Annotated in this window: 14 protein-coding genes and 2 pseudogenes; 15 read left to right on the top strand and 1 reads right to left on the bottom strand. The window is 41.4% G+C overall.

The window, feature by feature from the left end:
- From OKC24_RS18030 to OKC24_RS17990, 9 genes and pseudogenes are all read left to right on the top strand, one after another.
- Window positions 1–241 (top strand): annotated as a pseudogene (locus OKC24_RS18030) (hypothetical protein); the annotation flags it as partial.
- Window positions 238–654, top strand: coding sequence for a hypothetical protein (locus tag OKC24_RS18025; RefSeq protein WP_171457770.1), 417 nt, complete (start codon window positions 238–240; stop codon window positions 652–654). The pseudogene OKC24_RS18030 and the gene OKC24_RS18025, both read left to right, overlap by 4 nt.
- Entirely contained in the window at window positions 614–982 is a 369-nt protein-coding gene (locus OKC24_RS18020; RefSeq protein ID WP_265466111.1) for a glutamate 5-kinase, read from the top strand. The genes OKC24_RS18025 and OKC24_RS18020 overlap by 41 nt, the downstream gene beginning before the upstream one ends.
- A 176-nt stretch (window positions 983–1,158) precedes the next feature.
- A complete protein-coding gene (locus OKC24_RS18015) occupies window positions 1,159–1,533 on the top strand; it encodes a hypothetical protein (protein WP_265466110.1) in 375 nt (124 codons plus the stop codon).
- On the top strand, window positions 1,530–1,964 hold the full coding sequence (locus OKC24_RS18010) for a phage tail terminator-like protein (RefSeq protein WP_265466109.1): 435 nt from the start codon (window positions 1,530–1,532) through the stop codon (window positions 1,962–1,964). The genes OKC24_RS18015 and OKC24_RS18010 overlap by 4 nt, the downstream gene beginning before the upstream one ends.
- 1 nt (window position 1,965) lies before the next feature.
- On the top strand, window positions 1,966–2,202 hold the full coding sequence (locus tag OKC24_RS18005) for a hypothetical protein (protein ID WP_265466108.1): 237 nt from the start codon (window positions 1,966–1,968) through the stop codon (window positions 2,200–2,202).
- A 102-nt stretch (window positions 2,203–2,304) separates the two neighbouring features.
- Complete coding sequence (locus OKC24_RS18000; protein WP_265466107.1) at window positions 2,305–3,222, top strand: phage tail tube protein; 918 nt, start codon at window positions 2,305–2,307, stop codon at window positions 3,220–3,222.
- A 39-nt stretch (window positions 3,223–3,261) separates the two neighbouring features.
- On the top strand, window positions 3,262–3,732 hold the full coding sequence (locus OKC24_RS17995; protein ID WP_265466106.1) for a phage-derived protein YdaY family protein: 471 nt from the start codon (window positions 3,262–3,264) through the stop codon (window positions 3,730–3,732).
- A gap of 551 nt (window positions 3,733–4,283) precedes the next feature.
- Window positions 4,284–4,949: a DUF4760 domain-containing protein gene (locus tag OKC24_RS17990; RefSeq protein WP_265466105.1), complete on the top strand. Its 666-nt coding sequence runs from the start codon at window positions 4,284–4,286 to the stop codon at window positions 4,947–4,949.
- Window positions 4,950–5,022: 73 nt separating this feature from the next.
- Here the strand turns inward: OKC24_RS17990 and OKC24_RS17985 are convergent, their stop codons facing one another.
- A complete protein-coding gene (locus OKC24_RS17985; protein WP_265466104.1) occupies window positions 5,023–5,241 on the bottom strand; it encodes a hypothetical protein in 219 nt (72 codons plus the stop codon).
- A gap of 195 nt (window positions 5,242–5,436) precedes the next feature.
- Between OKC24_RS17985 and OKC24_RS17980 the strand changes: the two genes are divergently transcribed.
- From OKC24_RS17980 to OKC24_RS17950, 6 genes and pseudogenes are all read left to right on the top strand, one after another.
- Window positions 5,437–6,153: a DUF3761 domain-containing protein gene (locus tag OKC24_RS17980; RefSeq protein WP_265466103.1), complete on the top strand. Its 717-nt coding sequence runs from the start codon at window positions 5,437–5,439 to the stop codon at window positions 6,151–6,153.
- Between the two features lie 78 nt (window positions 6,154–6,231).
- A complete protein-coding gene (locus OKC24_RS17975; protein ID WP_265466102.1) occupies window positions 6,232–6,891 on the top strand; it encodes a hypothetical protein in 660 nt (219 codons plus the stop codon).
- Between the two features lie 3 nt (window positions 6,892–6,894).
- Window positions 6,895–7,221 (top strand): hypothetical protein, encoded by a 327-nt coding sequence (locus OKC24_RS17970; protein WP_265466101.1) that lies wholly within the window; start codon window positions 6,895–6,897, stop codon window positions 7,219–7,221.
- A gap of 359 nt (window positions 7,222–7,580) precedes the next feature.
- The gene (locus OKC24_RS17965; protein ID WP_265466100.1) at window positions 7,581–11,516 is read left to right on the top strand and encodes a tape measure protein; all 3,936 of its coding nucleotides are present in this window, start codon (window positions 7,581–7,583) and stop codon (window positions 11,514–11,516) included.
- A 34-nt stretch (window positions 11,517–11,550) separates the two neighbouring features.
- Window positions 11,551–11,931: a GvpU-like protein gene (locus OKC24_RS17960; RefSeq protein ID WP_265466099.1), complete on the top strand. Its 381-nt coding sequence runs from the start codon at window positions 11,551–11,553 to the stop codon at window positions 11,929–11,931.
- Window positions 11,932–13,302: 1,371 nt separating this feature from the next.
- Window positions 13,303–13,698 (top strand): annotated as a pseudogene (locus OKC24_RS17950) (phage BR0599 family protein); the annotation flags it as partial.

The raw sequence follows: 13,698 nt of genomic DNA, 5'->3' as shown, positions 1-13,698 counted from the left end.
TGCAGATGAGCTTAAAACTGCGGCATGCGAAATTATCAAAGGCATTATTGCCAAGGTAATTTATGCAGGCGTCGACCGGCAGACTACAAGCGAACGTGTAAAAGCTGATACGGTTGAAGTTGAAGAATCATTTGCTGAGGGCAGTGTAGCAATCTCAGAGTATGAGCAGATTGCCAAAGCTTTGATTGATTCATTGGATTTAAAGCCTAAAGGGTTTGGGTTTGAGGTGTTTCGGGCATGATTAATACAGACTATGTACCCGAATGGTATATCACGCCTTTTGAGCATTCGAAGTACACATTGGCCCGCAATCAGATTCATATGGATCTTCTGTTTGATGACATGGATGATTCAGATGAATTTCTATCTATGGGTTGTCCTGCGCAGGTGGATTATTACGATGGCGGAAAACATTGCATTGTTCAACTTGGGGAAACTCAACATAAATCACTGATCACTATTCATGGCCTGTTGCTGCATGAAGCTGTACACATTTGGCAGCGCACAAAACATCTGATGGGTGAAAAAGAGCCCAGCTTCGAATTTGAAGCATATTCAATACAGCGTATAGCTCAAGACCTATTTGATATGTATGAGGCAAGCGAAAGCCATGATCAAAAACAAAATACAAGCCAAAGTAGCTGGGGCATTTAATAAAAAGCTTGCCGATGCGGTAGATGCATTCACATGCACAAAGACTATCCAAAGCGGTGAGCTTGATTTTGAAACGCAGACATATCCAGTTATTGGAAATGAATCATATTCGGGCCGTGGCGTTCTCTTTGGCTCATATAAGCGCGATTTGGTAAAGCCAATTGATTACCAAGTCACAGATTCAAAGGCCACCGTATTGCAAAATGAAGTAACTCAAGTGCCGCAGATTGGTGATGTGTGGAATACAAGCAAAGGTCGGTTTAAGGTGGTGAATGTTGGGGCTGATCCAACGGATAGTATTTGGGTTTGCCAGTTGCGGAAAGTTTAATCCCTAATTATAGTAATTGCAGGTTTGTAGTTTAAAGAGCAAGAGCTCTGGTTTGGAGAAAACATCAGGTTCTGGATAGTGTTTCTGAAATACGTGTAAATCCTATCCGCTTGAAAAAGCGAGTTCGATCCTCGTCAAACTTAACCCACCTCGGTGGGTTTTTTAATGGGTGAAATATGGGCTGGAATAATAAACCCAGTGGCTTTACTGCGCTGGCACTCAAAGATGCCGAGCAGCATGTAAAAAAGATCACAGCTGAGGTTCTGCAGCAGGTCGTTATAAGATCACCGGTAATGGATGGTGAGTTCCGCGCATCTCACAAAGTCACGCTTGATTCACCAGATAACTCATACCAAAAAGATTTTGATGATTCTGGTGCGGCGACCTTATCGGAAGGGCTAAAGGTAGCCGCAGCGGCTCGTTTTGGCGGCTTGATTTATATTCAAACAAATAGCCCTTACGGCATGGCATTAGAAAATGGCCACAGCCGGCAGGCACCTAATGGCGTTTATGCACTTTCATTCCAGTACGTGTGCGAGAAGTACAAATGATGACGAACACTCAAGCCTTAAGGGCTATTTTGGCGCGTGTGGGTGCATTCACCGGGATGGCTAAGGCAAACATACAGCTTGCGAATAACCCGCTTGTGGGTGGTAAACCATTTGAGCCACCTGAAAATGAATTATGGGCTAAAGTCACTATTAAAAATGGTGGATCTTTTATAACCGAGATTGCTGCACAACCTAGTACGCGAACAACTGGCATTATTTTCATTCAACTATTCGCTCCGCTGAACACGGGTACCGATTTGCTTTCGCAGATGGCTGATAAGTGGGCTGCCCATATGCAGTTTCATAAAGTAGACGCATTGGAATTGCGTGAGGCAAGCATCTTAGATGCTGGGCATTCATCAGCGATCGGCGACCCTTCAACCATGAGCTTTTATCAGTATAATGTGAACGTGTCTTATACGGTGAACTGAGATGGATAAGTATAAAGAGTTGTTAATAGAAGCAGTCGAGTTGCATTTACGGGGTAAAGGAATAATGGATTCTGATAGCTATAACACCTTGCTTGAATATGCTCCACTTATAGCTGAAGAAATGACTAAGGCCTTTCGGGTTGATAGAAAGGAGTTTAGAGAAATTATAAAATACAAAGATAAGGGTATTTCCATTATTGATATTAAGCACAAAATTTTTAATTGCCGCTTTCAATAAATACGCACCTCCAGGTGCTTTTTTATATCTAAATTTTACCGCCACCGAAAGGTGGTTTTTTACGCCTAAAATAAGGAGACAGCCATGTCCAAAGGCACTGATGTGGTAATCCACATTGCGAAAGAAGAAACACCCAATACGTTGCCTGCAGTGCCTGTTTGGCATACGCTGCGCCGCAACTCCGACTCATTAAAAAAGAAAGTATCTCTTACTCAGTCGGATGAGATTGTTGATACCCGATTTGAGCAGGGATCTATTGCTACATCGGGTGAAGCGGTAGGTAACATTGAATATGATTTGTCAGCACTCAGTCAGGACATGTTCTTTGAAGGTGTTGCTGGGAATCTCTTTGTTGATTCAGGTACACCATCTGTTTCAACACTAGATATCGGCGGCGACACATTACCAACCTATACCATCGTAAAGCATGACAAAAAGGTCGGGCTGACCCAGGTGTTCTCAGGCTGCCGTATTGGTGAACTGACAATTCAAGGTGATACCAAAGGTAAAATTACCGGCAGTGTTTCTATCAGTGCCACTGGTTATGAAACACCGGTTGCAACACCAGTAGTAAATCCATTAGCTGCTACAACCACACCATTTATGTCATCAATCAACGTGAACACATTTAAGATCAATGGTGTAAGTACAGTTGGCACTGCATGTGCTGAATCATTCAAACTTACCATCAATAACAACTTAACAGCCAAGCCATGCTTGGGTAGTGAAAGCCTGATCCCGAACCGCTACACGGAAGGTAAAGTTTCCATCACTCTTAATGTGACACTAGCCTTAACAACAACATCAAAAGCATGGATTCCATACGTTGAAACTCGTCAGACCATGACTTCAGAAATTGGCATAGAAGACTCTTTAGGCAATGCTTATGGTTTCAACTTTACCAAGCTGGAATTGGACAATGACGGCCTTTCTGATACCAATGCCAATGATGACCACACATTAGGCATGGAATTCCGGCACGTAAAAGAAGCACCGACAATTACTCGTACCACAGCATAAACATGGCCCCGGAAGGGGCTTTATTTTTAGGATAAGAAAATGGCTTTAAAAGTAGCAATTCAAAAAAGTAAAGAAGTGTCACTGTGGAAAGAATACAAAGATATTGATGGCAATGTATTGGCGGAATTTAAAATCCGTGGTGACGGTTACAAGCCTTTCCGTGTAGCTATTGAGCGAGCACAAAACCAAGTGGCATCCAAAGGGTATAATGTGGCGCTGGCGGGCAGTGAAGATAAGCTCTACCCTGAGTTATTGCTTGAGGCTGCCGCATGCCACCTGATTGCAGACTGGAAAGGAGTTGTATTTGTAGAGGATGGTAAAGAGATTGAGCCTCCTTACACACTTGAAAATGCCACCAAACTTTTAAATATGGGCGATATTGGTTGGGCCATCTGGATGTTTATTAAAGTGAATGCAGAAAAAATCCAGGCTGATTCTGATGCTATACAGGCTGAAACAGTGGGAAAGTCCTCAATCTCTACCAATGGCACACAGGAGACGGAGGGCTAACCGATCACCAGAAGAAGATCAGGGAAAAGCTTGGCCGTAAACTGGATGATGCACCTGAATATAGCTATACCGCCAATGCAATACTGGGAGCGTACAACACCATTGCACGATCCCGGAAGTATGAGCAAGGTGTTCCATTAGCCTTGGGTGCAAATGAGATTGGCGCTTATCTTGAGCTATTTGAATCCCCATGTGAATTACATATTTTTATTGATTGCATCATGGCCATTGATAATGACTTTCTGGATAAGGCGCATAAAAAGATGAGTAAGAAATCAGCTTAGGTTGGTTTCTTTGTTGATAAATAGGACATTTATAAAGCTGTGCGACAAGACCTAACGTACCTAGCATACTGTAGGGCTTGACATTTCTCCAATACTTATTATTGACAGTTAGGTAAATAGTGAATATAGTTGTGGATAACCCTAGTGTCATCTGATAGTTAGGGTATTTTTGTCACTAATTTTTGGAGGCGTTTATGGCTAAGTTCATGAATTATTTTAATAAAGATAAAGCTATTGCATCTAATACTTGTGCTTTCGAGGGATGGGATGGCTAATAACCCTTCTCAACAGATTCTAAAAGGCAGATTAACGTTTATTTTCGCGTTATCTGCTTTTTTAATGTCTTTGTATTTAGTATCAGGAAATATTTCTGAATTTTTTAAGCTAGGTGATTGGAAAATCCCAGACTGGCTTATTTTTGCTCAATTACTAGTGTTTTTTGCTTCAGCATATATAGCATATTCAACAATTCATTCATCAAGATCAACATCTAGAGAAAGGGCGACGTTAGACACGATTTTGGATGACAATAAAGATGATAATTTAGCTCACTCAAAAAACATTGTGCTCATGTTTAACGAAGATCCTGGTGCCTATTACGATAAACATAAAAAAGATGGGCAAAGAGATTTAGCTCATTTATTTTGTGTTGCGCATCACAATTTAACCAATGATGAAGCGGAAATTAGGGCGCATTTCCTTAAGGTGCTTAACAGGTACGAATTTTATGCGATTGGTATCAATAAGGGATTATTTGACGAAGAGTTATTTAAGCGAATGTATTGTTCCACAATGCTTAAATTTTGGGGTGTGGTTAATCCCTCGGTTTCTCAATTGAGAGAGTTTGCTAAAAAGGACACTTTATTCAAGGATTTTGAAGCATTAGCAATTCGCTGGAAAGCCAATCCTCTCAAATCAGAAGACATTAAATAACCACCCTCGGGTGGTTTTTTAATGCACGAACCTTATTTAAAAACAAGGTTCGTGTCATTGGCTATATCGGAGGTTATTCAGATGATGATTTTTCTGCCGGCTGTGGTGTACTGGCTGGGGCATCCTGCTGGACAGTTACTTTTGGTTTGCGGTTAGGCATATAGTCTGGGTCGCTGGTCATAGCCAAATATAGAAAAGTAAAAAAGATGGTGGTTATAACTGCAACAATGGCAACGAATTTCCAGCCTAATGTGGTTGACTCTAAGTCATCTGATGAGGAGTTGTTTTTCATAAAAAGCCTAAATAGCAAAAAATTAAAAATATAACTTTCATATTATAAAACTGATTTATGTGAAAATCTAATTCATATGATTTTATGGAATATTTAGAAAATTAATTAATCATTCTCTGGGGCGGTTTTTCTTTTAGTTGTATATACTTTTTTTAATAAATTGAGTAATTTATCACCTTAATTTAAGGGGGTAACATGAAAAAAATATTAACAATTGGTGCTTTATCTTTAATTTCATCTTTGGCTTTAGCGAATAAACCTTTGGTGATTCAGCAAGGCGCACCCGCACCAATGAGCGATTTTGAAACACCAGTAGCAGAATCACAGTACAAACCATTGCAACCAGTTCGCTATAAAGATGAAGTTGCGCTGAATAAATCCTTAATGCTGGAATATACCGCTCAAAAAGGGAAGTTTGAAAACAATATTGATGAGGATGTTAAAGGGTTTGGTATTGGCTTTTCATCATCACCACACAAGAATGGCCTTTGGGGTAAGTTTGAATACCAAGAAAGTGATAATTACGATGGAAGTGCTTACGAGTTCTCTTTCGGCGGCCATTTGAACTTGATAAACGCTAATGGCTTTTATGCACTCGCAACAGTGGGTACTGGCGTGAGTGTATTGGATGCAGAAGGATTCGACACATCTACATATTGGACATTGCCAATTGGTTTGGAAGCAGGTTATACCTTCACACCTAATTTTTCTTTGTATGGTGGTATTGGCTATAAGTGGTCTTTCAATATAACTGGTGATGAGCAGACGCGCTGTAATGATGGCACTACGAGTGGTAGTACTGGTTCGGGAACTTGCTCATGGCATGGTGGGATAAATTACTATTATGATTCAAATTATATTGGTGATTATGATGGCGTGACATATAAAGCTGGCTTGCGTTATAACTTCTAGAAGAATGACCGCCCAAGTGGCGGTTTCTTTTTGTGCGGTAAATTAGTATCTTGTGGGTACTTATAAGAGGGTGTCCATATGAAAAGATTATTGTTGATTGGGGTTTTGGGGTTGGCTTTGGGCGGGTGTGCTACACCAAAATATAACTATCAGGCCGTATCACAGAATATAAGTAAACCAGCTATTGGTTCAGTAAATGAGGCCTATGTTGGTGACAAGATGCTAACCCAAGGGGTGTTTATGGAACGTGAGGCCTACTACGTACCTGAAGCGAAGAAAAAGTTTTTATTAAATATTCCTAAAGGTTACTACCTTAAGACTGGTGAGGATCAAAAAGGAAGCTACTACCAACCAGTGAATGCTATCCCGGATGGGGCGGCTTTTGTTGGTGTTCAGTCAGTGCTGATAACAAGAGATAATAGTTTTTGCTTTGTAGATGTTTACTTTAATAAGGTGTGTAACTTTAAGAATATTGGAGAGAAACGAAAAATCAGTGTAGCGAATGATAATTCATTTCAGCAAACCCTAATCTATAGCGGGAAGGTAGGAAGTAAAATTAATGTTGGTTACAGGGAATTTTCGAGCAATCTTGCAAGACCAGCCTTCAATAATGATGTTGAATATGATTTGAATGAATCCAAAACGATTGGCTATAAAGGCGCACTGCTTGAAGTTATTGATGCTAACAATCAAAGCATAACCTATAAAGTTTTAAGAAATTTTAATAAGGTTGATTAATTCATGAAAAAAATACTTTTAGTGAGCTTAGTTGTTGGGCTTGCCGGCTGTGGCAAATCAGAAGCTGAAAAAGCTAAATATGAAGCTGAAATGAAAGAGCTCAGATATAACCAAATGGCAGAGGGGTTTGTAAAGTCACACCTTAAAGATCCGGATTCAGCACAATTTAGAGGTCAGCAAGGCTTTTGTGGAGAAGTTAATTCAAAAAATAGCTTTGGGGCCTACACGGGGTTTAAGAAATTTATTGCGGCAGATAAAAACATGATAGTAATGGAAGATGATTTATCACCCCAAGAGTTTCGGAAAGTTTGGGATGGTGTTTGCAAATAAGCTGAACTAATAAAAATTCAAACCCGCTTCGGCGGGTTTTTTAATACCCCAAATTTATAGCTCGCATTGCGGGCTTTTTTAATACCCAAAGAAAAACCCCAGTGTTAGCGCACCGGGGTTTTTTGATTCCACCCACCGAGAAGTAAAGAGGAAAAACATTTCGTATGGATGATTTTATCAAATTGGCTAATTTATGTCTAATGGAGTTACGAAAAATGCAAGCATGGCGATTTACAGCAATTCTCTTAACAATAATCGTTTGTACATATATTTGGAAAATGTAAGCCGACCCAATAAGAGGTCGGTTTTTTATTGTCTGCGCGCCTAGAGGCGCTTTTTTATGCCTGTAGGAAAGTGAAATGGCTCAAGAATCTGTATTACGAATTGTTATTGATTCACGGAATGCTGAACGGAATGCACATGCTTTAGCGAATGAATTAGAAAGCATTGGGAAGAAGGGTGATTTCGCTACCAAATCAATGGATTCAATGTCTGTAGCGACTCGCCAATTGGCTGGGTACATGGCTGGTATTGTGACAATTAGTGCGGCCATTAATAAAATCGACACCTATACGGGTATTAATAACAAGTTAAAGCTTGTTACCAACTCACAAGAAGAACTTAATCAAGCGATGCAAGATACCTTTGCTATTGCTCAACGTTCTGCATCTTCATGGGGTGCTGTGAATGACGTTTATTCTAAGTATATGTCAAATGCAAAAACCTTAAATTTAACTCAAGAACAAACAGCACGATTAACTGAAATTACCTCTAAAGCTGTGGCAATCAGCGGATCAACCACAGAGTCGGCAGCAGGAGCATTATTCCAGTACGGTCAGGCGCTTGATGGAAATATCCTACGTGGTGAGGAATATAACGCGCTTGTTGATGGTGCGGGTGGTTTACTTAGTGCAATGGCGAAAGGCTTAGGTATTACACGTGGTGAGCTGCGCCAAATGATGCTCGACGGGAAATTAACAGGTGAAGTCATTACCAAGGCGCTCTTAAAAGCTGGCGATAGTGTTGATGAGTTGTTTAATAAAACCGATGTCACTATCGGGCAGTCACTTACAGTTTTAAGTGATAGCGTAACCAAATTTACAGGTGAGGCTGCATCCGGTTCTGGTGCTGCAACTGTTCTAGCTGGGTCAATTAAAGTTCTAGCAGAGAACCTTGATCTAGTTGCTAATATCGCTGTTGTTGGTGGTGTAGCAATGCTGACTAAGACAGTCCTCGCACAAACCGTTGCTATTCAAGGATCCATTGCTGCATCTGCACAGCGTCGAGCAGCAGATATAGCAGCACTTCAATCACAAGTTCAATTATCAGCCATTGAAGTACAAAGAACTCGACAAATCGCAGCACAAGCCATTTCAGAAGTTGGTCTGGCGCGACAAGAATTAAACAGCGCAACCACACGCCAAGCACGTGCAGCAGCAACCATGCGATTAACCCAAGCCGAGATTGCCTTGGCGATAGCTCAGAAGCAAACTAAAGCTGCAACAGTTGAACAGATAGCAGCTGAAAATGCACTTAACGCCAGTCGAGCAATTGGCTCAAGAATGTTAGCTTTAGTTGGCGGTCCTATTGGCGCAATTACCTTGGGCGTGACTGCATTAGCCGCTGGTTATATGTATCTTCAAGACCGTACCGCAGAAGCAAATGCAAAACTTGAAGAGCAAGGGAAAATTGCTGAAAAAACAGATGAGGAGCTAAAAAAACTATCAGGCAATGACAAGATATCTGCAGTGAATGATTTAACTGCCGCATTCAATTCTCAAAATACGGAACTCGCTAAATCTAAAGAATCAGTAGATGCTGTTCTGTTCGCTATTCGCGCTGCATCAGTTGAAAATGAAAAGGCTAGGAAAGTAACTGAAGACGCTCGCAATGGTGTGATTAGTTATGACGAGGCTATCAAGCGCCTCAATCAAATGGACATCCCAACTGATCTGTATGACCAACTGAAGAAACAAGTTTTTCAGTATAACGAGAATGCAGAAAAAGCAGGAGAGTCGCAGCGAGCGCTTGCAGCACTGGGTAAAGTGGTGCAATTGGCTGGGAACCTGTTTCAAAACTCAGCGGTTCAGGTTGCAAAAAACACTAATGAGCTAAATAAGAATGAATCAGCAGCGGAAAAAGCAGCCAAGGCTCAAGCTGAATTTAAGAAGTCTTTGTTTGATCGTGAGTTTAATGCAGGCTTAACCAAAGCAATGCTGGATCAGGGCTATAACGCAGAACAAATTAACTTAATCTCGGAATATGCGTTAAAACTTCAAAAAGAAGGCAAGTCGATTACTGTAGAGCAAGTTCAATATTTACTGAAAATCAATAGCATTGAGGAGCAAAACAAAAAGGTTATTGAATCCAGAAATGCCGCTGAAAAGGAGCGAACCAAGGAACTTGAGAAGCAGCAGAAAGTTTTAACTGCAAGCTCAAAAGTCCAAGCCAATGCAGCCAAGTATAATTTTACTGGTCTTGAGTCTAAATACGGACTGCCAAGCGGCACATTATCAGCAATTCATGCAATTGAAACAGGAAATACTGGCAAGTCTAATCAGGTAAATGGTCAAACTGGTGCGACTGGTGGCTTTCAGTTCCTTGCTGGCACAGCTAAGCAGTATGGCGTCAAAGACCGCACGGATTTGGCTCAATCTGCTGAAGGCGCTGCGAAGTACATGTCATACCTCTTAAAACTCTTTAAGGGAGATTTGGAGAAGGCTGTACGCGCTTATCATGCTGGTGAGGGTAATGTCCAAAAAGGTAAGAATATTGGCAAGTACAATAATGATTACTGGCAGAAGTTTAAGGGTTACACCGCTGGAACAAATGGATTTACGGCTGGCGATGTAGGCTCTAAAGACTGGGAGAAGCTGCTTGAAGAAGCCGCAAAAATGGCTGAGCAGCAAGCAGAACTTCGCAAAAACCTAGAGCTCAATGTTGCTAGTGAAGTCACTCGCATCCGCTCTAAGTTGGCAGATGATTTACAGGAGATAGACAAGGCAGGCTATTCACCTGAGCGCGCCAAGGAAATCAAGGCTGAATACCAATCCCGAGCTGACAATGAGATTGCAATTGCTGAGTATGCTTTAAAGACAAAGCTAGACGACTACTCGTCATTCAAAAAAACTGAGGACGAGCTGTTAAAAGATAGCTTTGACCAGAAAAAGTTTTATGCAGCACGCGATATTGAGTTATCTAAAGATCAGCGTGACCAAGCAATCAAGTATCTCGATGAGCAATATCTGCACGAACTCGGCCTAATCAAACTTGCCAAAGAGCAGCGGATCTTCCAAGCTGAACAGGCGATGTATTCAGAAATGGATGCTATTAGAATGCGCTATGAGCTTGAGCGTGAGGAGATTGCCAAGACAGCTGGTATTTCTAGTGATGAAAAGGTTCGTAGGTTGTCGGCTTCTCAGTTTAATCAAAAACAAGATGAAAGCGATTTAACAAAATCACTTATGCGCGACTATATGGGTGTAATGGGTTTTGAGGAAAATCCTTTAATCCAGCAATTCGAGGTACTTCAAAAAGCTCGTGAAAACGACTTAATTAATGAAGAGGAGTATCAGAACGCCAAGTTGCAACTACAAGCTAAGTCCACAGCAAGTTATATGGAGGGGATGTTTGGTGGTTTTGCAGAATTGGTGGACGAAAACTCCAAGACATATGCTGTTTTGTTCGCTGCACAAAAGGCTTTTGCTGTAGCGCAAGCTATGTTGAATATCCCTCAAGCATACTCAAAAGCTTATGATGCAGTTGTTGGCACTCCTTACATTGGTCCTTATATTGCTCCAGCAATCGGTGCGGCGGCAGCGGCATTACAGGTTGCTCAAGCAGCAAGTATTAAAAATGTTTCTATGGGTAGTTATGCCACTGGGGGCTTTACTGGCATAGGTGGTAAGTTTGATCCAGCGGGCATTGTACATAAAGGCGAGGTGGTTTGGTCGCAAGAAGATATCAAGCGTTGGGGCGGTGTGAATGTGGTTGAGGCAATGCGTACATCACAACCACCAAAAGGGTATTCTGATGGCGGACTTGTTACTCCTAAAGACACTTACCGTGTAGGCATGGGAACAGTAGATGCGATTGAGCGTGGTGCTAATGTTCAGGCTGAAAGGCAGGCTCAGGCGAATGTAAGCGCTCAAGCGGCTAGCCCTCAGCCGATTGAAAGCAATGTTCGTGTTGGAATTTTTGATGATCGTGACGATATGATGAATCAAATGTACGGTAGAGAGGGAGAAAAAGTTGTCATGTATCATTTAAAAAGAAATGGTATGTTAAAGGCTTAAATTTATTCAGTATATTTAATAAATGTGAGGGAAAATGAAAAATATTTATTTAGAAACTTTGGCTTCAGTTGTATGTAGTAGTGAAATTAAGGCAGATAAAGGTGTCCCAATTACTCTATGTGTCAAAGGAATGTTGATAACTGGGGATTTGATCTCTAAAGCTGCGTTCATAGATGATGAAGGAAACATTGGACTGAAAGCATTAAGAGATAGGATGATTCAAGTTGCTGAAGAACATAATCTTAACGAAACTGAAGAGGTTACTCCTGATTATGAGTTCGAACCAACCCTTTATCTAAAAAATGCAAAATATTTTTCAGGTGGTAATCAGATCCCGACAAATGGTGGTGCATTAATTACGGTTGATTTAAATTCCGTAGATGCATTTAGTATGGGTAGATTTGAACAACAATAATTAGTTTTAGATTTTAAATAAGCTCACTTCGGTGGGCTTTTTCTTTGATTGATTGAGGACAAAATGAAAATACAAACCAAATATGGCGATGTGCATGTATTAACAGATTGCCCTCTGCTGGATTCTACTGAGCGTCTAGAATTTAAAACCGAGGTACATGAAGCATTCGACGGCAGTGAAGAACGCTATATCCAGCGCGATGCACCGCGCCAAGTGTTGAGCTTTAACTACATAAATATGCGTAAAGCAATGGGTGATCTATTTCATATGCTCTATGCAAATTTGCGTAAGCAATGGGGCATACCGCTGCCGCAGTTTCGACAGACCATCCCAGATATTGATAATAATGATTTCATTATCATGGACACGACAGCACATCCAGCCGACCTTAGAGTCGGTTTTCTTTTGCTTGAAAGTTCAGATGGATTTCAAACTGCGGAAGCGGTAAGCATTGGGCGTTACATCATTATTCAAGAAGAAATTCGAGACCCTGAAACGGATGAAATTATTCAGGAATTAATCACTGAATATCAGGACGGCTTTCGGCTTGGCGCCAATGTGACAGCAACGAATGCTTCAATCATGCCGCTTCGAATTTGCATCATCGATGGTGATGCTTCAATTAGTACGGGCGGCTTCTGGTCTAATTCGAGTGTTGTATTTCGTGTGATTGCAGAAGATTTACCAGAGCATGCGGGTGATATACCAGAGCAGTACCAAGGAAATGATATTTACTTCAAGCCTTTGCTGTTGGATGGCAATGCTTTAGAAATGACGCTGACGCAGCATCAGAATGTTGTCGATGGCGATATCGGCGGCTTTCAAGATTTCACGCATTGGGCTAAGCCACGCTACCTAAAACCGTTTAAGTCGTTGCTAAAAAACTGGAATGAATACAGTGCGTATCGCCAGTTTCTGTTCCGTAGAATGGGCCGCTTTCAAGCTTTTTGGATGCCGCTGTATGAAAAGCATCTCAATATTTTGAACACAGGCAATATCACAACTTCATTGAGCACAAACACAAAGTACTTGCTTGAAGCAGACCGCAAGCACATTGCTGTGAAGCGCAAAGACGGCACTTGGACCGCGCATGAAATTACCGTCAAAACGGGTGGTTCATTAACTGTTTCACCAGCAATCAATGCTCAGCGCAGCAGCATTCAAACCATTTGCTATTTGGGCCTGCATCGGCTTGATGCGGATCAAATCGAATTTCAATTTTTAGGCNTCACCAGCAATCAATGCTCAGCGCAGCAGCATTCAAACCATTTGCTATTTGGGCCTGCATCGGCTTGATGCGGATCAAATCGAATTTCAATTTTTAGGCGCACATAAAACGCAAGTCACTGTGCCAATCGTGGAGCTTTCATCATGAAAACGAGAGCGGAACTCTATCAATTTAAACATGGAAATCGCACCTGGTATTCCACCAATCAGCGCAAAGCAATTGCGCATGCCGGCATTGAATATTTGCCTGTGCGCGGCCTGCAGCGCACTGCAATTGAAGATGAAAGTATTGATAAATGTGATACAGAAGTCACGCTGCCGCAGATGAGCTTGTTGAATGCCGAAGGCGATAATCTTTCTGCTGTATTTGCTGGAAAGATTTTTTATGGCGGTGTCACAGTCACCATTCTTGAGCTGTATCTGAATGAAACTTTGGTGCTGCATAAGGGTCGTGTGACGCAGCCAAAATTTGATGAAGATGCAGACACGCTAACGCTGGTGTGTGAAACAGGTGAATCATATTTAAACCGCAATATTCTG

The organism is Acinetobacter entericus (assembly GCF_026168575.1).
GTDB lineage: Bacteria > Pseudomonadota > Gammaproteobacteria > Pseudomonadales > Moraxellaceae > Acinetobacter > Acinetobacter bouvetii.
The sequence above is the reverse complement of the archived record's forward strand: the minus strand, read 5'-3'. Positions and strand labels throughout refer to the sequence as shown.